Annotated in this window: 26 protein-coding genes and 2 pseudogenes; 21 read left to right on the forward strand and 7 right to left on the reverse strand. The window is 46.2% G+C overall.

The features are described from left to right. Positions 1 to 142: 142 nt before the first annotated feature. Positions 143 to 664: a hypothetical protein gene (locus EOS98_RS04955; RefSeq protein ID WP_061383865.1), complete on the forward strand. Its 522-nt coding sequence runs from the start codon at positions 143 to 145 to the stop codon at positions 662 to 664. A 171-nt stretch (positions 665 to 835) separates the two neighbouring features. On the opposite strand, the gene pphB is transcribed toward EOS98_RS04955, so the two are convergent. Next, a complete protein-coding gene (gene pphB, locus EOS98_RS04960; RefSeq protein ID WP_058821376.1) occupies positions 836 to 1,492 on the reverse strand; it encodes a protein-serine/threonine phosphatase in 657 nt (218 codons plus the stop codon). A 334-nt stretch (positions 1,493 to 1,826) separates the two neighbouring features. Here pphB and EOS98_RS04965 point away from each other — a divergent pair. Continuing rightward, positions 1,827 to 2,044: pseudogene (locus tag EOS98_RS04965) on the forward strand (IS5/IS1182 family transposase); the annotation flags it as partial. Between the two features lie 72 nt (positions 2,045 to 2,116). Here the strand turns inward: EOS98_RS04965 and EOS98_RS04970 are convergent. The 3 genes and pseudogenes from EOS98_RS04970 to EOS98_RS04980 all read right to left on the reverse strand — a co-directional run. Further along, complete coding sequence (locus EOS98_RS04970) at positions 2,117 to 2,644, reverse strand: GNAT family N-acetyltransferase (RefSeq protein WP_126523877.1); 528 nt, start codon at positions 2,642 to 2,644, stop codon at positions 2,117 to 2,119. Further along, on the reverse strand, positions 2,641 to 2,931 hold the full coding sequence (locus EOS98_RS04975) for a DUF1778 domain-containing protein (protein ID WP_000855694.1): 291 nt from the start codon (positions 2,929 to 2,931) through the stop codon (positions 2,641 to 2,643). Before EOS98_RS04975 ends, EOS98_RS04970 begins: the two co-directional genes overlap by 4 nt. Positions 2,932 to 3,197: 266 nt before the next feature. Continuing rightward, positions 3,198 to 3,395, reverse strand: a pseudogene (locus EOS98_RS04980) (transposase); the annotation flags it as partial. 245 nt (positions 3,396 to 3,640) lie between these two features. Here EOS98_RS04980 and EOS98_RS04985 point away from each other — a divergent pair. After that, positions 3,641 to 3,967, forward strand: coding sequence for a hypothetical protein (locus EOS98_RS04985; RefSeq protein ID WP_000393302.1), 327 nt, complete (start codon positions 3,641 to 3,643; stop codon positions 3,965 to 3,967). A 272-nt stretch (positions 3,968 to 4,239) separates the two neighbouring features. On the opposite strand, the gene EOS98_RS04990 is transcribed toward EOS98_RS04985, so the two are convergent. The 3 genes from EOS98_RS04990 to invH form a co-directional block, all read right to left on the reverse strand. Further along, positions 4,240 to 4,587 carry a DUF1493 family protein gene (locus EOS98_RS04990; RefSeq protein ID WP_001669174.1) on the reverse strand — a complete coding sequence of 116 codons (348 nt, stop codon included), beginning with the start codon at positions 4,585 to 4,587 and terminating at the stop codon, positions 4,240 to 4,242. After that, complete coding sequence (locus tag EOS98_RS04995; protein ID WP_023261375.1) at positions 4,572 to 5,021, reverse strand: STM2901 family protein; 450 nt, start codon at positions 5,019 to 5,021, stop codon at positions 4,572 to 4,574. The genes EOS98_RS04990 and EOS98_RS04995 overlap by 16 nt, the downstream gene beginning before the upstream one ends. Before the next feature lie 430 nt (positions 5,022 to 5,451). After that, a complete protein-coding gene (invH, locus tag EOS98_RS05000) occupies positions 5,452 to 5,895 on the reverse strand; it encodes an SPI-1 type III secretion system invasion lipoprotein InvH (protein ID WP_126523878.1) in 444 nt (147 codons plus the stop codon). A gap of 456 nt (positions 5,896 to 6,351) precedes the next feature. On the opposite strand from invH, the gene invF reads away from it, so the two are divergent. The 18 genes from invF to sipA all read left to right on the forward strand — a co-directional run bounded on the left by invF (position 6,352) and on the right by sipA (position 25,605). Beyond that, positions 6,352 to 7,002 (forward strand): type III secretion system transcriptional activator InvF, encoded by a 651-nt coding sequence (gene invF / locus EOS98_RS05005; protein WP_001674874.1) that lies wholly within the window; start codon positions 6,352 to 6,354, stop codon positions 7,000 to 7,002. Further along, positions 6,999 to 8,687, forward strand: a complete 1,689-nt coding sequence (gene invG, locus EOS98_RS05010; protein WP_000848102.1) for a type III secretion system outer membrane ring protein InvG — start codon at positions 6,999 to 7,001, stop codon at positions 8,685 to 8,687. Before invF ends, invG begins: the two co-directional genes overlap by 4 nt. Beyond that, complete coding sequence (gene invE, locus EOS98_RS05015) at positions 8,684 to 9,802, forward strand: type III secretion system gatekeeper InvE (protein ID WP_000612166.1); 1,119 nt, start codon at positions 8,684 to 8,686, stop codon at positions 9,800 to 9,802. The genes invG and invE overlap by 4 nt, the downstream gene beginning before the upstream one ends. Positions 9,803 to 9,826: 24 nt before the next feature. Next, positions 9,827 to 11,884, forward strand: a complete 2,058-nt coding sequence (gene invA / locus EOS98_RS05020; RefSeq protein WP_126523879.1) for a type III secretion system export apparatus protein InvA — start codon at positions 9,827 to 9,829, stop codon at positions 11,882 to 11,884. A 23-nt stretch (positions 11,885 to 11,907) separates the two neighbouring features. Beyond that, on the forward strand, positions 11,908 to 12,315 hold the full coding sequence (gene spaK / locus EOS98_RS05025; RefSeq protein ID WP_001164066.1) for an SPI-1 type III secretion system chaperone SpaK: 408 nt from the start codon (positions 11,908 to 11,910) through the stop codon (positions 12,313 to 12,315). Beyond that, on the forward strand, positions 12,312 to 13,607 hold the full coding sequence (invC, locus tag EOS98_RS05030) for a SctN family type III secretion system ATPase InvC (RefSeq protein ID WP_000856766.1): 1,296 nt from the start codon (positions 12,312 to 12,314) through the stop codon (positions 13,605 to 13,607). The genes spaK and invC overlap by 4 nt, the downstream gene beginning before the upstream one ends. Then, complete coding sequence (spaM, locus tag EOS98_RS05035; protein WP_000555884.1) at positions 13,585 to 14,028, forward strand: SPI-1 type III secretion system protein SpaM; 444 nt, start codon at positions 13,585 to 13,587, stop codon at positions 14,026 to 14,028. Before invC ends, spaM begins: the two co-directional genes overlap by 23 nt. Continuing rightward, positions 14,028 to 15,038 carry an SPI-1 type III secretion system protein SpaN gene (gene spaN / locus EOS98_RS05040; RefSeq protein ID WP_023137851.1) on the forward strand — a complete coding sequence of 337 codons (1,011 nt, stop codon included), beginning with the start codon at positions 14,028 to 14,030 and terminating at the stop codon, positions 15,036 to 15,038. The genes spaM and spaN overlap by 1 nt, the downstream gene beginning before the upstream one ends. After that, positions 15,038 to 15,949: an SPI-1 type III secretion system protein SpaO gene (gene spaO, locus EOS98_RS05045; protein WP_000058734.1), complete on the forward strand. Its 912-nt coding sequence runs from the start codon at positions 15,038 to 15,040 to the stop codon at positions 15,947 to 15,949. The genes spaN and spaO overlap by 1 nt, the downstream gene beginning before the upstream one ends. Further along, complete coding sequence (gene spaP / locus EOS98_RS05050; protein WP_000526016.1) at positions 15,939 to 16,613, forward strand: SPI-1 type III secretion system export apparatus protein SpaP; 675 nt, start codon at positions 15,939 to 15,941, stop codon at positions 16,611 to 16,613. The genes spaO and spaP overlap by 11 nt, the downstream gene beginning before the upstream one ends. A 25-nt stretch (positions 16,614 to 16,638) precedes the next feature. Then, complete coding sequence (gene spaQ / locus EOS98_RS05055) at positions 16,639 to 16,899, forward strand: SPI-1 type III secretion system export apparatus protein SpaQ (protein WP_000342503.1); 261 nt, start codon at positions 16,639 to 16,641, stop codon at positions 16,897 to 16,899. A 3-nt stretch (positions 16,900 to 16,902) separates the two neighbouring features. Further along, the gene (gene spaR, locus EOS98_RS05060; RefSeq protein WP_000498965.1) at positions 16,903 to 17,694 is read left to right on the forward strand and encodes an SPI-1 type III secretion system export apparatus protein SpaR; all 792 of its coding nucleotides are present in this window, start codon (positions 16,903 to 16,905) and stop codon (positions 17,692 to 17,694) included. Further along, positions 17,681 to 18,751 (forward strand): SPI-1 type III secretion system export apparatus protein SpaS, encoded by a 1,071-nt coding sequence (gene spaS / locus EOS98_RS05065; RefSeq protein ID WP_000097721.1) that lies wholly within the window; start codon positions 17,681 to 17,683, stop codon positions 18,749 to 18,751. The genes spaR and spaS overlap by 14 nt, the downstream gene beginning before the upstream one ends. Before the next feature lie 137 nt (positions 18,752 to 18,888). Continuing rightward, complete coding sequence (gene sicA / locus EOS98_RS05070) at positions 18,889 to 19,386, forward strand: SycD/LcrH family type III secretion system chaperone SicA (RefSeq protein ID WP_000386309.1); 498 nt, start codon at positions 18,889 to 18,891, stop codon at positions 19,384 to 19,386. A gap of 2 nt (positions 19,387 to 19,388) precedes the next feature. Further along, positions 19,389 to 21,170 (forward strand): SPI-1 type III secretion system needle tip complex protein SipB, encoded by a 1,782-nt coding sequence (gene sipB / locus EOS98_RS05075; RefSeq protein ID WP_000245782.1) that lies wholly within the window; start codon positions 19,389 to 19,391, stop codon positions 21,168 to 21,170. 27 nt (positions 21,171 to 21,197) lie between these two features. Beyond that, positions 21,198 to 22,427: an SPI-1 type III secretion system needle tip complex protein SipC gene (sipC, locus tag EOS98_RS05080; RefSeq protein ID WP_000909028.1), complete on the forward strand. Its 1,230-nt coding sequence runs from the start codon at positions 21,198 to 21,200 to the stop codon at positions 22,425 to 22,427. Between the two features lie 70 nt (positions 22,428 to 22,497). Then, the gene (gene sipD / locus EOS98_RS05085; RefSeq protein WP_023231968.1) at positions 22,498 to 23,529 is read left to right on the forward strand and encodes an SPI-1 type III secretion system needle tip complex protein SipD; all 1,032 of its coding nucleotides are present in this window, start codon (positions 22,498 to 22,500) and stop codon (positions 23,527 to 23,529) included. An 18-nt stretch (positions 23,530 to 23,547) separates the two neighbouring features. Further along, positions 23,548 to 25,605: an SPI-1 type III secretion system effector SipA gene (gene sipA, locus EOS98_RS05090; RefSeq protein WP_126523880.1), complete on the forward strand. Its 2,058-nt coding sequence runs from the start codon at positions 23,548 to 23,550 to the stop codon at positions 25,603 to 25,605. Positions 25,606 to 25,616: the final 11 nt, after the last annotated feature.

Raw genomic sequence — 25,616 nt, forward strand, 5'->3', positions numbered from 1 at the left:
TTTTTATTCTTTCAAGTGCTCATGTGGCCCCGGGTAAAACCCTTATAAACTCACATAAACCCATAAATTTGTAGCTCACCTGTAGCCTAAAATGTGACAGGTTACATTCTCATCATTCCTGGACTACAACAGGGGTGATACTTTGAAAACAACTCTCAGCCAGCCTTTCATTATCAACAAGTTAAGTATCAATGTTAAGTCTGCACTCAGTCGCTCTGGAAAAATCGTTTTCGAAGCTAACCCAGCTCAAAAACTCTACATTGTTTTCGATGACCACAGACAAGCTCCTGCTGGTTTCGGGGTAAAAGCCAGTTTGACGAAAAAAACCTACGTAATCCAGCGAAGAGTAGCCTCGTCAGATCGTAATGTCAGTGAGGGTAGGAAGCCAAGTTCTGTCTTGAAAGTAAAAGTTGGAAATGTGTTCGATTTTCCAAATATTGACGAAACAAGGCAAGTAGCCAGGCAATTAGTTCAGACCATGCTCGCAACAAAGAGAAATCCCAACAAAATTAAGAGGGGAGCGGATGCTTCCAAACTCGAGACTGTAATCAAGATTGTGTTGCATGAAGGCAAGCCGATCCATTTCGCCACCACGGTTATTGCGCTTTCTTCCGATAGGTATCTGGAGCTGTGCGATCTTTACTCGTCTCAGGCGATCGGGTAACTACCTGCGTCGGATTACGGCTTCGTTTTTTTGGCCTGCGATCTTAATGCTGAAATGGGCAGAAAAACGCGAAATTTAGACGCTATTACGAATGGGCAATGGTACTTATTGAAGGCTATATCATTGCCCATAATGCAGGGAGGGTTGATATTATATAATTCTATTTCCAGATTACTTTATTTTAAAAAAAGACAGATTGCCTGAACAGAAAGAACCTGTGTCAATGTAGATTTGATTGGCGAATGTTGTTGTGTAGTCAACAATCATATGGCCGAAGATAAAAGTATCCGCACCGCGTATTGGATAGATATTCCCCTGTAACGAACCAAGCAGACGATCGCGTGACCATAGAACGCTATCAATATCAACTTGCTTCCCATAATCGTAGCTGTCATCTGGATAATCGGCATGGGCAATCACGTACTTCTTTGAGGACGTTTCAACTTCTATGATGTGAGGACGCTGCTTAAAAGTTAGTAATAGCTCAGTGGCTTCTTGCCTGTCTTTTTCGGTGACCGAGTCGTACCAGTAACCACCGTTTACATACCAGAAATTGCCATCCTGTGTTTCAAAAGCGTCAAGCGCCATAGCTTCATGATTACCCACTACAGAAATAAACCATGGGGTATTTAACAGTCTCAGTGTTTCAAGGTTTTCTTTTCCTCGATCAATGTTATCTCCAGTGGAGATCAAGAGATCGGTATCAGGAGAGAAATTTAATTGAGCCAGTCTGGTTAACAATAAGGAGTAACATCCATGAATATCACCAACGACCCAAATGTGGCGATAGAGATCGCTGTTGATGTCAGCATAACGAATTAATTCCATGATGTTCCTATAGCACAATTTTGGAGGCTGGTATTATAACAAAGAAGTAGGGTGATATTAATTTTTATTCTTTAAAATACACAGTTATTAAAATAACCTACAAGCTAGAAATCAACAGATAATATATATTTTATGAATCGGTTAATTAAAGTAGACGATGTGCTTGAAAGATGCACGATTTCTCGCGCAACACTTTACTGATTAATTGCAAAGGCATACTTTCCCGCTCAGCGAAAGCTCTATCCCGAAGGGGCTTTGTTGAATAAAGAGATTGGCGGATCTGATCGTTACTGTCGTTTCAGCATCGGGTTCCCATGGCAAAGCAAAAGTTTAAAATCAACATCTGAGCGGCAGCAATGAGGTCTGGAAAAGAAAGTGGGCTATCACCGTCGTTCAGTGGCGGAAACGGTCATGTTCCGTATCAAAACCTTGCTGGGCGGCCATCTGAGCCTGCGGAACCATGACGCGCAGGTGGGTGAAGTGATGGCGATGGTCAAAGCGCTGAACCGGATGACGTTGTTGGCAATGCCGACCAGCGTCAGGCTCGTATAACGAGTGCTCCGGTGGGAGTCCTGTATCCTTATCGTTGGCCGATTCTGAATTATTCAACAAAGCCTCATGTTGTCATAACCTACCAGATGCAGATAAAGCAGCATAAAGCGTTTTAAACGACAGCAACAAGGAAAGAGGTTGATCGTTTAATGGTACTGCGCCAAATCCTTTGTACCAGTCGCAGACCTGTTTATTTTTGGCATCAATAAGTAGGGCTACGCCACCGACCTGCAAAGCCGCCTGTATGCAACGCTTTCCGGCAGATAACAAAAGTTGTGCTCCCAGCCCTTGCCCCTGCATAGATTTGTCTACGGCTAAACGACCCAGACGAAACACTGGCACATCGTATCTCCCTAATCCTTTGCTGATTGCGCCGGGAACCTGTGCATATATCAGTGATGCAGGACTGACTGAGTAAAAGCCGTGGATACGTGTAACATCCGAATTATCAAGCGCAACATAGGTTTTCGTTGTCCCTTTCTCATGATTTTGTCGTACATGGCGTTGCAGGAATTGGTTCAGATCGGCATCCCCACAATCAAAATTCATTCGATTGTGGGTTTTCCCTATCGCGGCCTCATGCCAGTCTGTAAACATCATTTCTTCATGTCCGGCAGGGCGAAAGCAGCAGCAAGAAGCTTTTCATTCGGCGCTGGCGGGTTATCTAAAATTTCCATGATCATTTGAGTATCGCGCTCCGTCAGATATACCCGTTCGGCGGCATCAACAATCTTCTGTGCGACAGGTAGTACGTTACTGACCACAAAATCCGTCAGGTTGGTTTGCTGGATTGCCGCAGCGCGGACTATCAACTTTTTGGCATCCGTCGATACACGCAACGACAGCCTTTCGTTAGATTCTATAGCTATCTGAGGCATGGTTTTCATCCTCCTGTTTATGAACAATATGTACAATTATAATACATATATGTACGCTTTCAAGGCGTACATATGAGGCTGATATAGTCCAGGCATGGCAAGAAGGTCGTTCACTGTCTTTAAACAGGGGATTAACTTCGGTTTATCGCGATTGCATTACTTTAATCTCACTGATTACGTATCATCAGGGAGTTTGCTAAATATATTCATGATTCTCTTTTTTGCCGTAACTGCTTGATTGATCCTACCCGCGTAATAGGGACACAACCCTAAGCGGCGGACATCTTCTGCTCACGTTCAGAAGAAGAGAGCTGAGTTTGCTGTTTGCTTCGCCAGCTGTAGAGCTATGATTCATACAGGTTAAGCTCGCGGGTGGCAGCGGCCACCCCAATGCGTTCCGCCAGTTTCAGGGCTTCCTGACGAAATTCAGGCGTGTGCTGCTTGCGTAGCTTTTTGGTGGTTGATGCTGGTTTGTCATGTGAGTCACCTCTTGCTTGAGCGTTTACTCACTTAGTTGCGTGTCCACTATTGCTGAGTAAGATCAGAAGGTTAAAAATCAACAAAGGCTCAACGGCGTGCATTAGGCCCTGGTGATGAAGGTGGCATATGGGAGGATGTATATCCTACACTTTCATCCGGATGATGTAACAAAAATACAGGTATCGGTAATGAAACAATCATCACCGTTTAATAGAGGCCCATATATTGAGGTTCCATAATGGAAGAAGTTAACTCTGAATTCACAATCGTTGTTGAGTCTGATCTGGATAAATATGAGTTAATTGATTTTTTATCCCAAGGGATTCCAGACATAATAAAAGTGAACTTATTATATTTAAGATACGAAAATACAATGATTACAATAGAAAGAAATTATGACTGTAATCCTAAGTTGATAAATGAGAATGATGGTTGGCTGTATTATAAATATGAATTAACGGTATTTTCCATGGAGAATACCTCGTATGAATATCAGTATGAATTAGCGAATAAAATTATGAATGCTCTACGTGAGGCGGGATATCTGGCAGAATCAATTTGGTAATATACCGGTACCTATGTAACAGCATCGTCGCCACCATACATGCAGGCTAAAAAAGAGTGAATAGTCAAGCACTTCAGAAATATCTACTCGCGATATACCACCAGAACCAAATGGTCAATTTAAAACGGATGGCGTCAGAGTTACTGGTGGTCGAAAGGTAGATACAACACATTATTTTAATTTGAAAAGTATATGAAATTTACTACTTTTAATTTTAATCGATTAACAAAATTCATAGTAATTATCTCCTGATTAATTCGACATATTTTTCATTAATCATAAAGCCATTTCCCAGCTTTCGCTGATTCAGAAAACATTCTGATTGTTAAAGGCTTACGAGTTCGTTCTACATCTTCCCGTTTTAATTTAAACCATCGTGTAAGCAGTGGAGTATTCTCCCAAGGGAAATAACACGACCATTTAACTTGTGATAAATCTACATTAAATTTTTTTTCAAATTTATCCAAAGCTTCATGCAGGTCATCGCCTGGAGCTTCAAATAAATCAGAATCAAGTTCTAATGGGATTTCTTTCCAATTGCTGTCTAAATATCCGGGAATCTCTTCACGGAAGAGTGCTAACACCTCTTGCTGAATTGTGTCCATCAAAAGGATGTCCATTGTATACGATCTTTAGGGCGTGCTATTAGGTTGTATTTTGCCTGAGTTCTCCTTGATACCTGGTAAATTGAATTCACAAGACCAACCCAACCTAACCATGGAACATATCGTGCTATGACTGCGGCAAGATTATTTGTTTTTCGCATTCTTATACCAACGGGTGTAGGAACTCTAATACCAAAAGGAGTTCGTGCATTTCGTAAAAGCATTCTCCCATACTTGGAGATAACACTTGTCCCTTTGATTGCCTCTCCCGGTTTCGTTCTGGTTTTTAACCACGGTTGCCCGGCGAGGATAGCAGCACCTGACTCAATGCCAATCCCAAGTTCATCACAAAATTGCTCAAGGAAAATTACATCAAATAGTTCACCTGCTGACAGGTTCGATTGTCCGTGGTAGAAGTAGGTTCCGTTTAGTTCTTCTGTCGTATCCATTCAATCACCTTATAGACTGTTTGCCATTCATTCCAGGCATCGGGACGTTTCTGCCGCTATACTAGCCTGGTCGTCAATACGCTGTCACGGGTAAAAAGAACGTTATCCGCGAAAAGTGGATGGGGTATCGTAAGAATGCCAGCATGTGGGGCAAGAGGGGGATGTCAGTTTATCGCGATATACGAGACGATAGTTTGTCAGTATAAATTTCGGCTATTTCCCAAGTCTGGGAGGCCGTTCTTTATCACAAATAAAAAAAGCAGCAGCGAGGTGCTGCTGTATCAAAAAGCAGATTGATAAATGCAACGTAAGAGACAAATGGCCAACCGTAAAAGTGACCATAGCTATAATAATTATATTGATATTAAGTGGCAATGCAAAATATGGTCTTAATTATATCATGATGAGTTCAGCCAACGGTGATATGGCCTTATAAGGCTTGCAGTCTTTCATGGGCAGCAAGTAACGTCTGATATATGCTTAAATTCTTACTTCCGGGTTCAAGAAGAACTTTTTTAAATTCGGTCATGAGTTGCTCTTCATTTTCTTTCGAACGCATGTATTGTGGATGTTCCTGGAAGAAGGTGAGCGCCTGCTCTTTGGTTTGTTTATATTTTTCGCAAAAAATGCTTGAGCTGATTGCGCTATTTTTTGATGCGGAATTATCAGCGTTCTGGTTTGATAATGATTTATTCTTCGCAAGGTCTGACGGCACATACGGAAGAGACTGACACTCATCAATACTATTTGCGTTGGCCAGTTGCTCTTTCTGAGCGCCAGGTTGCTGTACCGGTTTGCTCACGGAGGAAGGGAGGGGCACCTGGGCACAGCCGATCAGTAAAAAGACAGGAAGACAGCTATAAAATTTTTTCATATTAACTCCAACTACAGAAGAATGAGGCGCAATGTTTTTACACAACCGTCAGAATGTTATCTGACAATAGTGATAAGAGGCGAATGCGTTTCAGGAATGCTAGCAAAAAAAACTCCTGATATAAATAATTAATTCATCCAACCCGATGACAATATCTGAATTTTTGCTGCTGCAGAACAATAAGCCAGAATTTATACACTATGAGCTAATTTTCTATTTTAAATCAGCAAGCACTGTGCAAGTTGGCCAATTTAATTAGCGGGCGGCATCAGTTTCATAATGATTGCATCAGGATTTTGCCACCCGCTCCCGGTATTGTTTACATATTAAAATGATTTTTAACTGGTGCTGACAACTATGCTAAATACGCAGGAAGTACTTAAAGAAGGAGAGAAGCGGAAAATCCGCAGCCCGGAAGCATGGTTTATACAGACGTGTTCCGCGCAAAAGCTGCATATGTCATTTTCTGAAAGCCGACACAATGAAAATTGCCTGATTCAGGAAGGCGCGCTGCTTTTTTGCGAGCAGGCCGTTGTCGCACCAGTATCAGGAGACCTGGTTTTTCGACCGTTAAAAATTGAAGTACTCAGCAAATTACTGGCATTTATCGATGGCGCAGGATTAGTGGACACGACATATGCTGAATCCGATAAATGGGTTTTGCTGAGTCCTGAGTTTCGCGCTATTTGGCAAGATCGTAAACGCTGCGAGTACTGGTTTTTGCAGCAAATTATTACGCCTTCTCCGGCCTTCAATAAGGTACTGGCGCTGTTACGAAAAAGCGAGAGTTACTGGTTGGTTGGCTATTTACTCGCTCAGTCAACCAGCGGCAACACGATGAGAATGCTGGGAGAAGACTATGGCGTTTCTTATACCCATTTTCGTCGTTTGTGCAGCAGAGCGTTGGGCGGAAAAGCGAAGAGTGAATTACGAAACTGGCGTATGGCGCAATCGCTGCTGAATAGTGTAGAAGGCCACGAGAACATCACCCAATTAGCCGTTAATCATGGTTACTCATCGCCTTCACATTTTTCTAGTGAGATCAAAGAGCTGATCGGCGTTTCGCCGCGGAAATTATCAAATATTATTCAATTGGCAGACAAATGAAGACACATATTCTTTTGGCCAGAGTGCTGGCATGTGCCGCGCTTGTTCTGGTTGCACCTGGTTATTCTAGTGAAAAAATACCTGTAACGGGAAGTGGGTTTGTTGCGAAAGACGATAGCCTGCGGACATTTTTCGATGCCATGGCGCTACAGCTAAAGGAGCCTGTCATTGTTAGCAAAATGGCGGCACGAAAAAAAATTACGGGCAACTTTGAGTTTCACGATCCTAACGCATTACTGGAGAAGCTTTCCCTACAACTGGGGCTGATTTGGTATTTCGATGGGCAGGCTATCTATATTTATGACGCCAGTGAAATGCGCAATGCCGTGGTTTCTTTACGCAACGTCTCACTCAATGAGTTCAACAATTTTCTAAAACGCTCAGGCTTATATAACAAAAATTATCCGCTACGTGGCGATAACCGTAAAGGAACATTCTATGTTTCAGGGCCACCCGTTTATGTTGATATGGTGGTCAACGCCGCCACCATGATGGACAAGCAAAACGATGGTATTGAGCTGGGACGCCAGAAAATAGGGGTGATGCGTCTGAATAATACCTTCGTGGGCGATCGTACCTACAATCTGCGCGATCAGAAAATGGTTATTCCCGGTATTGCTACGGCCATTGAAAGGTTATTGCAGGGAGAAGAGCAGCCTTTAGGTAATATTGTCAGTAGCGAACCCCCGGCGATGCCAGCGTTTTCAGCGAATGGAGAGAAAGGTAAAGCAGCAAATTATGCCGGTGGCATGAGTCTGCAGGAAGCTTTAAAGCAAAATGCCGCGGCGGGCAATATTAAAATCGTGGCCTATCCGGATACCAACAGTTTGTTAGTAAAGGGAACGGCTGAGCAGGTGCATTTTATCGAAATGCTGGTTAAAGCGCTGGATGTCGCCAAACGTCACGTAGAATTATCCCTGTGGATTGTCGATCTTAATAAAAGCGATCTGGAGCGTTTGGGCACTTCATGGAGCGGCAGCATAACTATTGGGGACAAACTTGGCGTGTCATTAAACCAGTCTTCAATAAGTACCCTCGATGGCAGTCGATTCATCGCCGCGGTCAATGCGTTAGAAGAGAAGAAACAGGCGACGGTGGTTTCGCGCCCGGTATTACTGACTCAGGAAAATGTTCCCGCTATTTTTGATAACAACAGAACGTTTTACACCAAGCTGATTGGGGAACGTAATGTGGCGCTTGAGCATGTAACATACGGAACAATGATCCGAGTGCTGCCCCGTTTTTCCGCAGATGGTCAGATAGAAATGTCGCTGGACATTGAAGATGGCAACGATAAGACGCCGCAATCCGATACTACCACCTCCGTAGATGCGTTACCCGAAGTCGGGCGAACGTTAATTAGCACTATTGCAAGAGTTCCGCACGGAAAAAGTTTGCTGGTCGGTGGTTATACACGGGATGCAAATACCGATACTGTCCAAAGTATTCCGTTTTTAGGCAAATTACCGCTTATTGGTAGCCTGTTCCGTTATTCCAGTAAGAATAAAAGTAATGTTGTTCGTGTGTTCATGATTGAACCAAAAGAAATTGTCGACCCGTTAACGCCGGATGCCAGCGAATCGGTAAACAATATTCTGAAGCAAAGCGGTGCCTGGAGTGGGGACGATAAGTTACAGAAATGGGTTCGTGTTTATCTGGATAGAGGTCAGGAGGTAATTAAATGATTCCTGGCTCAACCTCTGGTATTTCATTTTCCAGAATATTGTCCCGGCAGGCATCTCATCAGGATGCGACCCAGCATACTGATGCGCAACAGGCGGAAATACAACAGGCCGCAGAGGATTCGTCTCCAGGGGCGGAAGTACAAAAATTTGTCCAGTCGACGGACGAAATGTCAGCGGCGCTGGCGCAATTTCGTAACCGTCGCGATTATGAAAAAAAATCCAGTAATTTATCTAACAGTTTTGAACGCGTGCTGGAGGATGAGGCTTTACCGAAGGCGAAGCAAATATTAAAGCTAATTAGCGTACATGGCGGCGCGTTAGAAGATTTTTTACGTCAGGCGCGTAGCTTATTTCCTGACCCCAGTGATTTAGTCCTTGTGTTACGCGAATTGCTTCGTCGTAAAGACCTGGAAGAGATCGTGCGGAAAAAGCTGGAGTCGTTACTTAAGCACGTTGAAGAGCAAACCGATCCGAAGACCCTCAAGGCAGGGATTAATTGTGCGTTGAAGGCCCGGCTTTTTGGGAAAACATTATCGTTAAAACCAGGCTTATTGCGCGCCAGCTATCGGCAATTTATCCAGAGTGAATCACATGAAGTGGAGATTTACTCTGACTGGATAGCCAGTTATGGCTATCAACGTCGACTGGTGGTACTGGATTTTATCGAGGGTTCGCTATTAACCGATATTGACGCGAATGACGCCAGCTGTTCGCGTCTGGAGTTTGGCCAGCTTTTACGACGCCTGACGCAACTCAAAATGTTGCGCTCCGCTGACCTACTGTTTGTGAGTACATTGTTGTCGTATTCGTTTACCAAAGCGTTTAATGCGGAGGAGTCGTCGTGGCTACTACTGATGCTTTCGCTATTGCAACAGCCACATGAAGTGGATTCGCTGTTAGCCGATATTATAGGTTTGAATGCGTTATTGCTTAGTCATAAAGAACATGCATCCTTTTTGCAGATATTTTATCAAGTATGTAAAGCCATACCCTCTTCACTCTTTTATGAAGAATATTGGCAGGAAGAATTGTTAATGGCGTTACGTAGTATGACCGATATTGCCTACAAGCATGAAATGGCAGAACAGCGTCGTACTATTGAAAAGCTGTCTTAATTTAATATTAACAGGATACCTATAGTGCTGCTTTCTCTACTTAACAGTGCTCGTTTACGACCTGAATTACTGATTCTGGTACTAATGGTGATGATCATTTCTATGTTCGTCATTCCATTACCTACCTATCTGGTTGATTTCCTGATCGCACTGAATATCGTACTGGCGATATTGGTGTTTATGGGGTCGTTCTACATTGACAGAATCCTCAGTTTTTCAACGTTTCCTGCGGTACTGTTAATTACCACGCTCTTTCGTCTGGCATTATCAATCAGTACCAGCCGTCTTATCTTGATTGAAGCCGATGCCGGTGAAATTATCGCCACGTTCGGGCAATTCGTTATTGGCGATAGCCTGGCGGTGGGTTTTGTTGTCTTCTCTATTGTCACCGTGGTCCAGTTTATCGTTATTACCAAAGGTTCAGAACGCGTCGCGGAAGTCGCGGCCCGATTTTCTCTGGATGGTATGCCCGGTAAACAGATGAGTATTGATGCCGATTTGAAGGCCGGTATTATTGATGCGGATGCCGCGCGCGAACGGCGAAGCGTACTGGAAAGGGAAAGCCAGCTTTACGGTTCCTTTGACGGTGCGATGAAGTTTATCAAAGGTGACGCTATTGCCGGCATCATTATTATCTTTGTGAACTTTATTGGCGGTATTTCGGTGGGGATGACTCGCCATGGTATGGATTTGTCCTCCGCTCTGTCTACTTATACCATGCTGACCATTGGTGATGGTCTTGTCGCCCAGATCCCCGCATTGTTGATTGCGATTAGTGCCGGTTTTATCGTGACCCGCGTAAATGGCGATAGCGATAATATGGGGCGGAATATCATGACGCAGCTGTTGAACAACCCATTTGTATTGGTTGTTACGGCTATTTTGACCATTTCAATGGGAACTCTGCCGGGATTCCCACTGCCGGTTTTTGTTATTTTATCGGTGGTTTTAAGCGTACTCTTCTATTTTAAATTCCGTGAAGCAAAACGTAGCGCCGCCAAACCTAAAACCAGCAAAGGCGAGCAGCCGCTCAGTATTGAGGAAAAAGAAGGGTCGTCGTTAGGACTGATTGGCGATCTCGATAAAGTCTCTACAGAGACTGTACCGTTGATATTACTTGTGCCGAAGGGCCGGCGTGAAGATCTGGAAAAAGCTCAACTTGCGGAGCGTCTACGTAGTCAGTTCTTTATTGATTATGGCGTGCGCCTGCCGGAAGTATTGTTACGCGATGGCGAGGGCCTGGACGATAACAGCATCGTATTGTTGATTAATGAGATCCGTGTTGAACAATTTACGGTCTATTTTGATTTGATGCGAGTGGTAAATTATTCCGATGAAGTCGTGTCCTTTGGTATTAATCCAACAATCCATCAGCAAGGTAGCAGTCAGTATTTCTGGGTAACGCATGAAGAGGGGGAGAAACTCCGGGAGCTTGGCTATGTGTTGCGGAACGCGCTTGATGAGCTTTACCACTGTCTGGCGGTGACGCTGGCGCGCAACGTCAATGAATATTTCGGTATTCAGGAAACAAAACATATGCTGGACCAACTGGAAGCGAAATTTCCTGATTTACTTAAAGAAGTGCTCAGACATGCCACGGTACAACGTATATCTGAAGTTTTGCAGCGTTTGTTAAGCGAACGTGTTTCCGTGCGTAATATGAAATTAATTATGGAAGCGCTCGCATTGTGGGCGCCAAGAGAAAAAGATGTCATTAACCTTGTGGAGCATATTCGTGGGGCAATGGCGCGTTATATTTGTCATAAATTCGCCAATGGCGGCGAATTACGAGCAGTAATGGTATCTGCTGAAGTTGAGGATGTTATTCGCAAAGGGATCCGTCAGACCTCTGGCAGTACCTTCCTCAGCCTTGACCCGGAAGCCTCCGCTAATTTGATGGATCTCATTACACTTAAGTTGGATGATTTATTGATTGCACATAAAGATCTTGTCCTCCTTACGTCTGTCGATGTCCGTCGATTTATTAAGAAAATGATTGAAGGTCGTTTTCCGGATCTGGAGGTTTTATCTTTCGGTGAGATAGCAGATAGCAAGTCAGTGAATGTTATAAAAACAATATAAGGGCTTAATTAAGGAAAAGATCTATGCAACATTTGGATATCGCTGAATTAGTTCGTTCCGCACTGGAAGTAAGTGGTTGCGATCCTTCATTAATTGGAGGAATAGATAGCCATTCAACAATTGTTCTGGATTTATTTGCATTGCCAAGTATCTGTATCAGCGTCAAGGACGATGATGTATGGATCTGGGCGCAATTGGGTGCTGACAGCATGGTGGTATTACAACAGCGGGCTTATGAAATCTTAATGACCATAATGGAAGGATGCCATTTTGCCCGCGGCGGGCAATTACTACTGGGGGAGCAGAATGGGGAGCTAACGCTTAAAGCCTTAGTGCATCCGGATTTTTTATCTGACGGTGAAAAGTTCTCTACTGCCTTGAATGGGTTTTACAACTATCTGGAAGTTTTTAGTCGGTCGCTAATGAGATGAAAACACCTCGTTTACTGCAATATCTGGCCTACCCACAAAAAATAACCGGCCCAATTATTGAGGCGGAATTGCGCGATGTGGCCATTGGCGAACTGTGTGAAATACGCCGTGGCTGGCACCAAAAACAGGTTGTTGCACGTGCGCAGGTGGTTGGCTTACAGCGGGAACGCACCGTGCTGAGCCTTATCGGCAATGCCCAGGGGCTGAGCCGCGATGTCGTGCTTTATCCCACTGGACGTGCGTTATCGGCGTGGGTGGGATACTCGGTATTAGGCGCGGTGTTGGATCCGACGGGGAAAATCGTTGAGCGTTTTACCCCTGAAGTGGCGCCGATTAGCGAAGAACGCGTTATTGATGTCGCACCGCCTTCTTACGCTTCGCGCGTTGGCGTCCGTGAACCGCTGATTACCGGTGTGCGCGCGATTGACGGGTTATTGACCTGTGGCGTAGGCCAGCGAATGGGCATTTTTGCCTCCGCAGGATGCGGTAAGACCATGCTGATGCATATGCTGATCGAGCAAACGGAGGCGGATGTCTTTGTTATTGGTCTTATCGGTGAACGAGGCCGTGAGGTCACTGAATTCGTGGATATGTTGCGCGCTTCGCATAAGAAAGAAAAATGCGTGCTGGTTTTTGCCACTTCCGATTTCCCCTCGGTCGATCGCTGCAATGCGGCGCAACTGGCGACAACCGTAGCGGAATATTTTCGCGACCAGGGAAAACGGGTCGTGCTTTTTATCGATTCCATGACCCGTTATGCGCGTGCTTTGCGAGACGTGGCACTGGCGTCGGGCGAGCGTCCGGCCCGTCGAGGTTATCCCGCCTCCGTATTCGATAATTTGCCCCGCTTGCTGGAACGCCCCGGGGCGACCAGCGAGGGAAGCATTACTGCCTTTTATACAGTACTGCTGGAAAGCGAGGAAGAGGCGGACCCGATGGCGGATGAAATTCGCTCTATCCTTGACGGTCACCTGTATCTGAGCAGAAAGCTGGCCGGGCAGGGACATTACCCGGCAATCGATGTACTGAAAAGCGTAAGCCGCGTTTTTGGACAAGTCACGACGCCGACACATGCTGAACAGGCATCTGCCGTGCGTAAATTAATGACGCGTCTGGAAGAGCTCCAGCTTTTCATTGACTTGGGAGAATATCGTCCTGGCGAAAATATCGATAACGATCGGGCGATGCAGATGCGGGATAGCCTGAAAGCCTGGTTATGCCAGCCGGTAGCACAATATTCATCCTTTGATGACACGTTGAGCGGTATGAATGCATTCGCTGACCAGAATTAAAGTATTGCAGCGGCGCTGTACGGTATTTCATTCACAGTGTGAGTCGATATTACTTCGCTATCAGGATGAGGACCGCGGGCTGCAGGCCGAGGAGGAGGCGATCCTTGAACAAATAGCGGGTCTGAAATTGTTATTAGATACGCTGCGTGCAGAAAACAGACAGCTCAGTCGTGAGGAAATTTATACGTTATTACGTAAGCAGTCTATTGTTCGCCGGCAGATAAAAGATTTAGAACTCCAGATTATACAAATTCAGGAAAAACGGAGCGAGCTGGAAAAGAAAAGGGAAGAGTTTCAGAAAAAAAGTAAATATTGGTTGCGCAAAGAAGGGAACTATCAACGCTGGATAATCCGTCAGAAAAGACACTATATCCAGCGAGAGATACAGCAGGAAGAGGCCGAGTCAGAGGAGATAATTTAATGGGCGATGTGTCAGCTGTCAGTTCATCCGGGAACATTTTACTGCCGCAGCAGGATGAGGTTGGCGGTTTATCAGAAGCATTAAAAAAAGCGGTGGAAAAACATAAGACAGAATATTCCGGTGATAAAAAAGATCGCGACTATGGCGATGCTTTCGTAATGCATAAAGAAACGGCTTTACCGGTATTACTGGCGGCATGGCGACATGGCGCGCCAGCGAAATCAGAACATCACAATGGCAACGTTTCTGGTCTGCATCATAACGGAAAAGGCGAACTCAGGATTGCTGAAAAACTGTTGAAAGTCACTGCTGAAAAATCTGTCGGTTTGATTTCTGCGGAGGCCAAAGTAGATAAATCCGCAGCGTTGCTATCGTCTAAAAATAGGCCGTTAGAAAGCGTAAGCGGTAAAAAATTATCTGCTGATTTAAAAGCCGTGGAATCCGCTAGTGAAGTAGCCGATAACGCCACGGGAATCTCTGACGATAATATCAAGGCATTGCCTGGGGATAATAAAGCCATCGCGGGCGAAGGCGTTCGTAAAGAGGGCGCGCCGCTGGCGCGGGATGTCGCACCTGCCCGAATGGCCGCAGCCAATACCGGTAAGCCTGACGATAAAGATCATAAAAAGGTTAAAGATGTTTCTCAGCTTCCGCTGCAACCAACCACTATCGCCGATCTTAGCCAATTAACCGGCGGCGATGAAAAAATGCCTTTAGCGGCGCAATCAAAGCCGATGATGACTATTTTTCCCACTGCCGATGGCGTGAAAGGAGAGGATAGCTCGCTGACTTACCGTTTTCAGCGCTGGGGAAATGACTATTCCGTCAATATTCAGGCGCGGCAAGCAGGGGAGTTTTCGTTAATACCGTCAAATACGCAGGTTGAACATCGTTTGCATGATCAATGGCAAAACGGTAATCCCCAGCGCTGGCACCTGACGCGAGACGATCAACAAAATCCGCAGCAGCAACAGCACAGACAGCAATCTGGCGAGGAGGATGACGCCTGATGTCATTGCGTGTGAGACAGATTGATCGTCGCGAATGGCTATTGGCGCAAACCGCGACAGAATGCCAGCGCCATGGCCGGGAAGCTACGCTGGAATATCCGACGCGACAGGGAATGTGGGTTCGGTTGAGCGATGCAGAAAAACGGTGGTCGGCCTGGATTAAACCTGGGGACTGGCTTGAGCATGTCTCTCCCGCTCTGGCGGGGGCGGCGGTTTCTGCTGGCGCTGAGCACCTGGTCGTTCCCTGGCTTGCTGCAACAGAGCGACCGTTTGAGTTGCCCGTGCCGCATTTGTCCTGTCGGCGTTTATGCGTAGAGAACCCCGTGCCGGGAAGCGCGCTGCCGGAAGGGAAATTGTTGCACATTATGAGCGATCGGGGCGGCCTGTGGTTTGAGCATCTTCCTGAACTGCCTGCAGTCGGGGGCGGCAGGCCGAAAATGCTGCGTTGGCCGTTGCGCTTTGTAATCGGTAGCAGTGATACGCAGCGTTCGTTGCTGGGCCGAATCGGGATCGGAGATGTACTCCTGATTCGTACTTCCCGTGCGGAAGTTTATTGCTACGCGAAAAAGTTAGGTCATTTCAACCGTGTTGAAGGGGGAATTATTGTGGAAACGTTAGATATTCAACATATCGAAGAAGAAAATAATACAACTGAAACTGCAGAAACTCTGCCTGGCTTGAACCAATTGCCCGTCAAACTGGAATTTGTTTTGTATCGTAAGAACGTTACCCTCGCCGAACTCGAAGCCATGGGGCAGCAACAGCTATTATCACTGCCGACCAATGCTGAACTTAACGTTGAAATTATGGCGAATGGTGTTTTGCTGGGTAATGGCGAACTGGTACAGATGAATGACACCTTAGGCGTTGAGATCCATGAATGGCTGAGCGAGTCTGGTAATGGGGAATGATATCTCATTAATTGCCTTACTGGCATTTTCCACCCTGTTGCCATTTATTATTGCGTCAGGAACCTGTTTCGTTAAATTTTCTATTGTATTTGTCATGGTGCGTAACGCCCTGGGATTGCAGCAGATACCTTCAAATATGACGCTTAACGGCGTCGCATTGCTGCTTTCTATGTTTGTTATGTGGCCCATAATGCATGATGCCTACGTCTATTTTGAGGACGAAGATGTCACCTTTAATGATATTTCGTCATTAAGTAAACACGTTGATGAAGGTCTGGATGGTTATCGCGATTATCTGATCAAATATTCAGATCGCGAGTTAGTTCAGTTTTTTGAAAACGCGCAACTGAAGCGTCAGTATGGAGAAGAGACCGAGACGGTAAAGCGTGACAAAGATGAAATTGAAAAACCATCAATATTTGCGTTATTACCTGCTTATGCGCTGAGCGAAATAAAAAGCGCGTTTAAAATTGGTTTTTATCTTTATTTACCCTTTGTCGTCGTCGACCTGGTGGTATCCAGCGTGCTACTGGCGCTGGGGATGATGATGATGAGTCCGGTGACGATATCTACACCTATTAAGCTGGTGCTTTTTGTCGCGCTTGATGGCTGGACCTTACTGTCTAAGGGATTGATATTACAGTATATGGACATTGCAACATGACATCATTACGAGACGGGATAGTTAAATGGATGATTTAGTGTTTGCAGGTAATAAGGCGCTCTATCTTGTTTTGATCCTGTCAGGGTGGCCGACGATTGTCGCAACGATTATCGGCCTCCTGGTAGGGTTATTCCAGACGGTAACGCAATTACAGGAACAGACGCTGCCTTTTGGCATTAAATTACTTGGCGTGTGTTTGTGCTTGTTTTTACTGTCTGGCTGGTATGGCGAAGTTTTACTCTCTTACGGGCGTCAGGTGATATTCCTGGCGTTGGCTAAGGGGTAAAAAATGTTTTACGCGTTGTACTTTGAAATTCATCACCTGGTTGCGTCTGCGGCGCTAGGGTTTGCTCGCGTGGCGCCGATTTTTTTCTTCCTGCCGTTTTTGAATAGCGGGGTATTAAGCGGCGCGCCGAGAAACGCCATTATCATCCTGGTGGCATTGGGAGTATGGCCGCATGCATTGAACGAGGCGCCGCCGTTTTTATCGGTGGCGATGATCCCGTTAGTTCTGCAAGAAGCGGCGGTAGGCGTCATGCTGGGCTGTCTGCTGTCATGGCCTTTTTGGGTTATGCATGCGCTGGGTTGTATTATCGATAACCAGCGAGGGGCAACGCTAAGTAGCAGTATCGATCCGGCAAACGGTATTGATACCTCGGAAATGGCTAATTTCCTGAATATGTTTGCCGCTGTCGTTTATTTACAAAACGGCGGTCTGGTCACGATGGTTGACGTGTTAAATAAAAGCTATCAGCTATGCGATCCGATGAACGAGTGCACGCCTTCATTACCGCCGCTATTAACGTTTATTAATCAGGTGGCTCAAAACGCCTTGGTTCTGGCCAGTCCGGTGGTATTAGTGCTGTTGCTGTCAGAAGTATTCCTGGGTTTATTGTCGCGCTTTGCTCCGCAAATGAACGCTTTTGCGATTTCACTGACGGTAAAAAGCGGTATTGCCGTTTTAATTATGCTGCTTTATTTCTCTCCGGTACTACCGGACAATGTACTGCGACTCTCTTTCCAGGCCACAGGATTAAGCAGTTGGTTTTACGAGCGAGGGGCGACGCATGTCCTCGAATAAAACAGAAAAACCGACTAAAAAACGGCTGGAAGACTCCGCTAAAAAAGGCCAGTCATTTAAAAGTAAAGATCTCATTATCGCCTGCCTGACGCTGGGAGGAATTGCCTATCTGGTGTCGTATGGCTCATTTAATGAGTTTATGGGGATAATTAAGATCATTATTGCGGATAATTTTGATCAGAGCATGGCTGACTACAGTTTGGCCGTTTTTGGGATAGGGTTAAAATATCTGATTCCATTTATGCTGCTCTGCTTAGTGTGTTCCGCATTACCGGCGTTATTACAGGCCGGTTTCGTGCTGGCGACAGAAGCATTAAAACCTAATTTATCGGCGTTAAACCCGGTAGAAGGGGCGAAAAAACTTTTTAGTATGCGCACGGTTAAAGATACGGTCAAAACCCTACTGTATCTCTCATCCTTTGTGGTGGCCGCCATCATTTGCTGGAAGAAATATAAGGTTGAAATCTTTTCTCAGTTAAATGGCAATGTTGTGGATATTGCCGTCATTTGGCGTGAACTTCTCCTCGCATTGGTATTAACTTGCCTTGCTTGCGCATTGATTGTCTTATTATTGGATGCTATTGCGGAATATTTCCTGACCATGAAAGATATGAAAATGGATAAGGAAGAAGTGAAGCGTGAAATGAAGGAGCAGGAAGGGAACCCAGAGGTTAAATCTAAAAGACGTGAAGTTCATATGGAAATTCTGTCTGAACAGGTGAAATCCGATATTGAAAACTCACGCCTGATTGTTGCCAACCCCACGCATATTACGATCGGGATTTATTTTAAACCCGAACTGATGCCGATTCCGATGATCTCGGTGTATGAAACGAATCAGCGCGCACTGGCCGTCCGCGCCTATGCGGAGAAGGTTGGCGTACCTGTGATCGTCGATATCAAACTGGCGCGCAGTCTTTTCAAAACCCATCGCCGTTATGATCTGGTGAGTCTGGAAGAAATTGATGAAGTTTTACGTCTTCTGGTTTGGCTGGAAGAGGTAGAAAACGCGGGCAAAGACGTTATTCAGCCACAAGAAAACGAGGTACGGCATTGAGCCGCGTAAAGCAGTAGCGATGTATTCATTGGGCGTTTTTTGAATGTTCACTAACCACCGTCGGGGTTTAATAACTGCATCAGATAAACGCAGTCGTTAAGTTCTACAAAGTCGGTGACAGATAACAGGAGTAAGTAATGGATTATCAAAATAATGTCAGCGAAGAACGTGTTGCGGAAATGATTTGGGATGCCGTTAGTGAAGGCGCCACGCTAAAAGACGTTCATGGGATCCCTCAAGATATGATGGACGGTTTATATGCTCATGCTTATGAGTTTTATAACCAGGGACGACTGGATGAAGCTGAGACGTTCTTTCGTTTCTTATGCATTTATGATTTTTACAATCCCGATTACACCATGGGACTGGCGGCAGTATGCCAACTGAAAAAACAATTTCAGAAAGCATGTGACCTTTATGCAGTAGCGTTTACGTTACTTAAAAATGATTATCGCCCCGTTTTTTTTACCGGGCAGTGTCAATTATTAATGCGTAAGGCGGCAAAAGCCAGACAGTGTTTTGAACTTGTCAATGAACGTACTGAAGATGAGTCTCTGCGGGCAAAAGCGTTGGTCTATCTGGAGGCGCTAAAAACGGCGGAGACAGAGCAGCACAGTGAACAAGAAAAGGAATAATTATGGTAAATGACGCAAGTAGCATTAGCCGTAGCGGATATACCCAAAATCCGCGCCTCGCTGAGGCGGCTTTTGAAGGCGTTCGTAAGAACACGGACTTTTTAAAAGCGGCGGATAAAGCTTTTAAAGATGTGGTGGCAACGAAAGCGGGCGACCTTAAAGCCGGAACAAAGTCCGGCGAGAGCGCTATTAATACGGTGGGTCTAAAGCCGCCTACGGACGCCGCCCGGGAAAAACTCTCCAGCGAAGGGCAATTGACATTACTGCTTGGCAAGTTAATGACACTACTGGGCGATGTTTCGCTGTCTCAACTGGAGTCTCGTCTGGCGGTATGGCAGGCGATGATTGAGTCACAAAAAGAGATGGGGATTCAGGTATCGAAAGAATTCCAGACGGCTCTGGGAGAGGCTCAGGAGGCGACGGATCTCTATGAAGCCAGCATCAAAAAGACGGATACCGCCAAGAGTGTTTATGACGCTGCGGCCAAAAAACTGACGCAGGCGCAAAATAAATTGCAATCGCTGGACCCGGCTGACCCCGGCTATGCACAAGCTGAAGCCGCGGTAGAACAGGCCGGAAAAGAAGCGACAGAGGCGAAAGAGGCCTTAGATAAGGCCACGGATGCGACGGTTAAAGCAGGCACAGACGCTAAAGCGAAAGCCGAGAAAGCGGATAACATTCTGACCAAATTCCAGGGAACGGCTAATGCCGCCTCTCAGAATCAGGTTTCCCAGGGTGAGCAGGATAATCTGTCAAATGTCGCCCGCCTCACTATGCTCATGGCCATGTTTATTGAGATTGTGGGCAAAAATACGGAAGAAAGCCTGCAAAACGATCTTGCGCTTTTCAACGCCTTGCAGGAAGGGCGTCAGGCGGAGATGGAAAAGAAATCGGCTGAATTCCAGGAAGAGACGCGCAAAGCCGAGGAAACGAACCGCATTATGGGATGTATCGGGAAAGTCCTCGGCGCGCTGCTAACCATTGTCAGCGTTGTGGCCGCTGTTTTTACCGGTGGGGCGAGTCTGGCGCTGGCTGCGGTGGGACTTGCGGTAATGGTTGCCGATGAAATTGTGAAGGCGGCGACGGGGGTGTCGTTTATTCAGCAGGCGCTAAACCCGATTATGGAGCATGTGCTGAAGCCGTTAATGGAGCTGATTGGCAAGGCGATTACCAAAGCGCTGGAAGGATTAGGCGTCGATAAGAAAACGGCAGAGATGGCCGGCAGCATTGTTGGTGCGATTGTTGCCGCTATTGCGATGGTAGCGGTCATTGTGGTGGTCGCAGTTGTCGGGAAAGGCGCGGCGGCGAAACTGGGTAACGCGCTGAGCAAAATGATGGGCGAAACGATTAAGAAGTTGGTGCCTAACGTGCTGAAACAGTTGGCGCAAAACGGCAGCAAACTCTTTACCCAGGGGATGCAACGTATTACTAGCGGCCTGGGTAATGTGGGTAGCAAGATGGGCCTGCAAACGAATGCCTTAAGTAAAGAGCTGGTAGGTAATACCCTAAATAAAGTGGCGTTGGGCATGGAAGTCACGAATACCGCAGCCCAGTCAGCCGGTGGTGTTGCCGAGGGCGTATTTATTAAAAATGCCAGCGAGGCGCTTGCTGATTTTATGCTCGCCCGTTTTGCCATGGATCAGATTCAGCAGTGGCTTAAACAATCCGTAGAAATATTTGGTGAAAACCAGAAGGTAACGGCGGAACTGCAAAAAGCCATGTCTTCTGCGGTACAGCAAAATGCGGATGCTTCGCGTTTTATTCTGCGCCAGAGTCGCGCATAAAAACTGCCAAAATAAAGGGAGAAAAATATGTTAATTAGTAATGTGGGAGTAAATCCCGCCGCTTATTTAAATAATCATTCTGTTGAGAATAGTTCACAGACAGCTTCGCAATCCGTTAGCGCTAAAGATATTCTGAATAGTATTGGTATTAGCAGCAGTAAAGTCAGTGACCTGGGGTTGAGTCCTACACTGAGCGCGCCTGCGCCAGGGGTATTAACGCAAACCCCCGGAACGATCACGTCCTTTTTAAAAGCCAGTATTCAAAATACCGACATGAATCAGGATTTGAATGCCCTGGCAAATAATGTCACGACTAAAGCGAATGAGGTTGTGCAAACCCAGTTACGCGAGCAGCAGGCAGAAGTCGGAAAGTTTTTTGATATTAGCGGAATGTCTTCCAGTGCCGTTGCGCTGTTGGCTGCCGCGAATACGTTAATGCTGACGTTGAACCAGGCTGATAGCAAACTGTCTGGTAAGTTGTCATTAGTCAGCTTTGATGCAGCTAAAACGACGGCAAGCTCCATGATGCGCGAAGGGATGAATGCGTTGTCCGGTAGTATTTCCCAGAGCGCGCTTCAGTTGGGGATCACTGGCGTGGGCGCCAAACTGGAATATAAGGGGCTGCAGAATGAAAGAGGCGCGCTTAAACATAATGCCGCGAAGATCGATAAACTGACCACTGAAAGCCACAGTATTAAAAACGTGCTGAACGGGCAGAATAGCGTCAAACTCGGTGCTGAAGGCGTCGATTCTCTGAAATCGTTAAATATGAAGAAAACCGGTACCGATGCGACGAAAAATCTTAATGATGCGACGCTTAAATCTAATGCCGGAACCAGCGCCACGGAAAGTCTGGGTATTAAAGACAGTAATAAACAAATCTCCCCTGAACATCAGGCTATTCTGTCGAAACGTCTTGAGTCTGTCGAATCCGATATTCGTCTTGAGCAGAATACCATGGATATGACCCGAATCGATGCGCGCAAGATGCAGATGACGGGCGATCTGATTATGAAGAACTCGGTCACGGTCGGTGGTATTGCAGGGGCGTCCGGGCAGTACGCCGCTACTCAGGAACGTTCCGAGCAGCAAATTAGCCAGGTGAATAACCGTGTTGCCAGCACCGCATCGGACGAAGCCCGTGAAAGTTCACGTAAATCGACCAGCCTGATTCAGGAAATGCTGAAAACAATGGAGAGCATTAACCAGTCGAAAGCATCCGCACTTGCTGCTATCGCAGGCAATATTCGCGCTTAATCTGAAAGGTCATCTATACGCCATCATGGGTGTGATTTAATCGCGCTCCTGATGGCGAACTGGGGATATTATGCTTAATATTCAAAATTATTCCGCTTCTCCTCATCCGGGGATCGTTGCCGAACGGCCGCAGACTCCCTCGGCGAGCGAGCACGTCGAGACTGCCGTGGTACCGTCTACCACAGAACATCGCGGTACAGATATCATTTCATTATCGCAGGCGGCTACTAAAATCCAGCAGGCACAGCAGACGCTGCAGTCAACGCCACCGATCTCTGAAGAGAATAATGACGAGCGCACGCTGGCGCGCCAACAGTTGACCAGCAGCCTGAATGCGTTGGCGAAGTCTGGCGTGTCATTATCCGCAGAACAAAATGAGAACCTGCGGAGCGCGTTTTCTGCGCCGACGTCGGCCTTATTTAGCGCTTCGCCTATGGCGCAGCCGAGAACAACCATTTCTGATGCTGAGATTTGGGATATGGTTTCCCAAAATATATCGGCGATAGGTGACAGCTATCTGGGCGTTTATGAAAACGTTGTCGCAGTCTATACCGATTTTTATCAGGCCTTCAGTGACATTCTGTCCAAAATGGGAGGCTGGTTATTACCAGGTAAGGACGGTAATACCGTTAAGCTAGATGTTACCTCACTCAAAAATGATTTAAACAGTTTAGTCAATAAATATAATCAAATAAACAGTAATACCGTTTTATTCCCAGCGCAGTCAGGCAGCGGCGTTAAAGTAGCTACTGAAGCGGAAGCGAGACAGTGGCTCAGTGAATTGAATTTGCCGAATAGCTGCCTGAAATCTTATGGATCCGGTTATGTCGTCACCGTTGATCTGACGCCATTACAAAAAATGGTTCAGGATATTGATGGTTTAGGCGCGCCGGGAAAAGATTCAAAACTCGAAATGGATAACGCCAAATATCAAGCCTGGCAGTCGGGTTTTAAAGCGCAGGAAGAAAATTTGAAAACCACATTACAGACGCTGACGCAAAAATATAGCAATGCCAATTCATTGTACGACAACCTGGTAAAAGTGCTGAGCAGTACGATAAGTAGCAGCCTGGAAACCGCCAAAAGCTTCCTGCAAGGATAACAGAAGAGGATATTAATAATGGTTACAAGTGTAAGGACTCAGCCCCCCGTCATAATGCCAGGTATGCAGACCGAGATCAAAACGCAGGCCACGAATCTTGCGGCGAATCTTTCCGCAGTCAGAGAAAGTGCCACAGCGACGCTGTCAGGGGAAATTAGAGGCCCGCAACTGGAAGATTTTCCCGCGCTGATCAAACAGGCGAGTCTGGATGCGTTGTTTAAATGCGGGAAAGACGCTGAGGCGTTAAAAGAAGTTTTTACCAATTCAAATAATGTCGCCGGTAAGAAAGCGATAATGGAGTTTGCCGGGCTCTTTCGTTCAGCGCTCAACGCCACCAGTGATTCTCCTGAGGCGAAGACGCTACTGATGAAGGTGGGGGCAGAGTATACCGCGCAAATCATAAAAGATGGCCTGAAAGAAAAGTCAGCTTTTGGACCATGGATGCCAGAAACAAAGAAAGCGGAAGCGAAGCTGGAAAACCTGGAAAAGCAGCTGTTAGATATCATCAAAAATAACACTGGCGGTGAATTAAGTAAATTATCGACGAATTTTGTTATGCAGGAGGTGATGCCCTATATTGCCAGCTGCATTGAACATAACTTTGGCTGTACGTTAGATCCGTTAACCCGCAGCAATCTTACGCACCTTGTTGACAAAGCGGCGGCGAAGGCGGTTGAGGCGCTTGATATGTGCCACCAAAAATTAACGCAAGAGCAGGGTACCAGCGTAGGACGGGAAGCCCGGCACCTTGAAATGCAAACGTTGATACCCCTGCTGCTACGTAATGTTTTTGCACAAATTCCTGCAGATAAACTGCCTGACCCTAAAATTCCGGAGCCTGCGGCTGGACCAGTACCTGATGGTGGGAAAAAAGCAGAACCTACGGGTATTAATATCAATATTAATATTGATAGCAGTAACCATAGCGTGGATAACAGTAAGCATATTAACAATAGCCGAAGCCATGTCGATAATAGCCAGCGCCATATCGATAATAGCAACCATGATAATAGCCGGAAGACGATTGATAATAGCCGAACATTTATTGATAACAGCCAACGCCATGGCGAGTCACACCATTCGACTAACAGCAGCAACGTAAGTCATAGTCATTCGCGTGTGGATTCGACTACGCATCAAACGGAGACGGCACACAGCGCCAGCACAGGGGCAATTGACCATGGCATCGCGGATAAAATTGACGTCACGGCTCATGCGACGGCAGAGGCTGTGACCAACGCTTCATCCGAAAGTAAAAATGGAAAGGTGGTCACGCCAGAAAAGGGCACTACGGGTGAAACACCCTCTTTTGATGAAGTCGATGGCGTAACCAGCAAGAGCATTATCGGCAAGCCGGTACAGGCCACGGTGCACGGCGTTGATGATAATAAACAGCAAAGCCAGACGGCAGAGATTGTGAATGTGAAGCCGCTTGCCAGTCAACTGGCTGGCGTCGAGAATGTTAAAATCGATACCTTACAATCAGACTCGACGGTAATTACAGGTAATAAAGCCGGTACGACCGATAATGATAATAGCCAGACAGATAAGACTGGCCCATTTTCTGGTTTGAAGTTTAAGCAAAATAGTTTCCTCTCAACAGTACCGAGCGTTACGAATATGCATTCAATGCATTTCAACGCCCGTGAGGCGTTTTTGGGGGTGATACGTAAAGCCCTGGAGCCGGATACCTCCACACCGTTCCCTGTACGCAGAGCGTTTGACGGCTTGCGTGCGGAAATATTACCCAATGACACGATAAAGAGTGCAGCGTTGAAAGCGCAATGTAGCGATATTGACAAGCACCCAGAATTGAAAGCGAAAATGGATACGCTTAAAGAGGTCATTACTCATCATCCACAAAAAGAAAAACTGGCTGAGATTGCACTGCAGTTTGCCAGAGAGGCGGGGCTGACCAAGCTAAAAGGGGAAACTGACTATGTGTTAAGTAATGTGCTGGACGGCCTTATCGGAGACGGTAGCTGGCGAGCTGGCCCGGCTTACGAGTCATACCTGAATAAACCTGGCGTGGATCGGGTTATTACTACCGTTGATGGCTTGCACATGCAGCGTTAATTAACCGGGAA

The sequence above is a fragment of the Salmonella sp. SSDFZ69 genome, assembly GCF_004010755.1.
GTDB classification, from domain to species: domain Bacteria; phylum Pseudomonadota; class Gammaproteobacteria; order Enterobacterales; family Enterobacteriaceae; genus Salmonella; species Salmonella enterica.

What these genes read in the sequence shown, in the direction of transcription:
- spaK (WP_001164066.1), top strand. Translation starts at nt 11,908, where the DNA reads ATGCAACATTTGGATATCGCTGAATTAGTTCGTTCCGCACTGGAAGTA.
- spaO (WP_000058734.1), top strand. Translation starts at nt 15,038, where the DNA reads ATGTCATTGCGTGTGAGACAGATTGATCGTCGCGAATGGCTATTGGCG.
- spaR (WP_000498965.1), top strand. Translation starts at nt 16,903, where the DNA reads ATGTTTTACGCGTTGTACTTTGAAATTCATCACCTGGTTGCGTCTGCG.
- spaM (WP_000555884.1), top strand. Translation starts at nt 13,585, where the DNA reads ATGCATTCGCTGACCAGAATTAAAGTATTGCAGCGGCGCTGTACGGTA.
- spaQ (WP_000342503.1), top strand. Translation starts at nt 16,639, where the DNA reads ATGGATGATTTAGTGTTTGCAGGTAATAAGGCGCTCTATCTTGTTTTG.
- invH (WP_126523878.1), bottom strand. Translation starts at nt 5,895, where the DNA reads ATGAAAAAATTTTATAGCTGTCTTCCTGTCTTTTTACTGATCGGCTGT.
- sipA (WP_126523880.1), top strand. Translation starts at nt 23,548, where the DNA reads ATGGTTACAAGTGTAAGGACTCAGCCCCCCGTCATAATGCCAGGTATG.
- spaP (WP_000526016.1), top strand. Translation starts at nt 15,939, where the DNA reads ATGGGGAATGATATCTCATTAATTGCCTTACTGGCATTTTCCACCCTG.
- sipB (WP_000245782.1), top strand. Translation starts at nt 19,389, where the DNA reads ATGGTAAATGACGCAAGTAGCATTAGCCGTAGCGGATATACCCAAAAT.
- invF (WP_001674874.1), top strand. Translation starts at nt 6,352, where the DNA reads ATGTCATTTTCTGAAAGCCGACACAATGAAAATTGCCTGATTCAGGAA.
- EOS98_RS04990 (WP_001669174.1), bottom strand. Translation starts at nt 4,587, where the DNA reads ATGGACATCCTTTTGATGGACACAATTCAGCAAGAGGTGTTAGCACTC.
- EOS98_RS04985 (WP_000393302.1), top strand. Translation starts at nt 3,641, where the DNA reads ATGGAAGAAGTTAACTCTGAATTCACAATCGTTGTTGAGTCTGATCTG.
- EOS98_RS04995 (WP_023261375.1), bottom strand. Translation starts at nt 5,021, where the DNA reads ATGGATACGACAGAAGAACTAAACGGAACCTACTTCTACCACGGACAA.
- spaN (WP_023137851.1), top strand. Translation starts at nt 14,028, where the DNA reads ATGGGCGATGTGTCAGCTGTCAGTTCATCCGGGAACATTTTACTGCCG.
- sipC (WP_000909028.1), top strand. Translation starts at nt 21,198, where the DNA reads ATGTTAATTAGTAATGTGGGAGTAAATCCCGCCGCTTATTTAAATAAT.
- EOS98_RS04970 (WP_126523877.1), bottom strand. Translation starts at nt 2,644, where the DNA reads ATGATGTTTACAGACTGGCATGAGGCCGCGATAGGGAAAACCCACAAT.
- EOS98_RS04975 (WP_000855694.1), bottom strand. Translation starts at nt 2,931, where the DNA reads ATGAAAACCATGCCTCAGATAGCTATAGAATCTAACGAAAGGCTGTCG.
- invG (WP_000848102.1), top strand. Translation starts at nt 6,999, where the DNA reads ATGAAGACACATATTCTTTTGGCCAGAGTGCTGGCATGTGCCGCGCTT.
- invE (WP_000612166.1), top strand. Translation starts at nt 8,684, where the DNA reads ATGATTCCTGGCTCAACCTCTGGTATTTCATTTTCCAGAATATTGTCC.
- pphB (WP_058821376.1), bottom strand. Translation starts at nt 1,492, where the DNA reads ATGGAATTAATTCGTTATGCTGACATCAACAGCGATCTCTATCGCCAC.
- sipD (WP_023231968.1), top strand. Translation starts at nt 22,498, where the DNA reads ATGCTTAATATTCAAAATTATTCCGCTTCTCCTCATCCGGGGATCGTT.
- sicA (WP_000386309.1), top strand. Translation starts at nt 18,889, where the DNA reads ATGGATTATCAAAATAATGTCAGCGAAGAACGTGTTGCGGAAATGATT.
- spaS (WP_000097721.1), top strand. Translation starts at nt 17,681, where the DNA reads ATGTCCTCGAATAAAACAGAAAAACCGACTAAAAAACGGCTGGAAGAC.
- invC (WP_000856766.1), top strand. Translation starts at nt 12,312, where the DNA reads ATGAAAACACCTCGTTTACTGCAATATCTGGCCTACCCACAAAAAATA.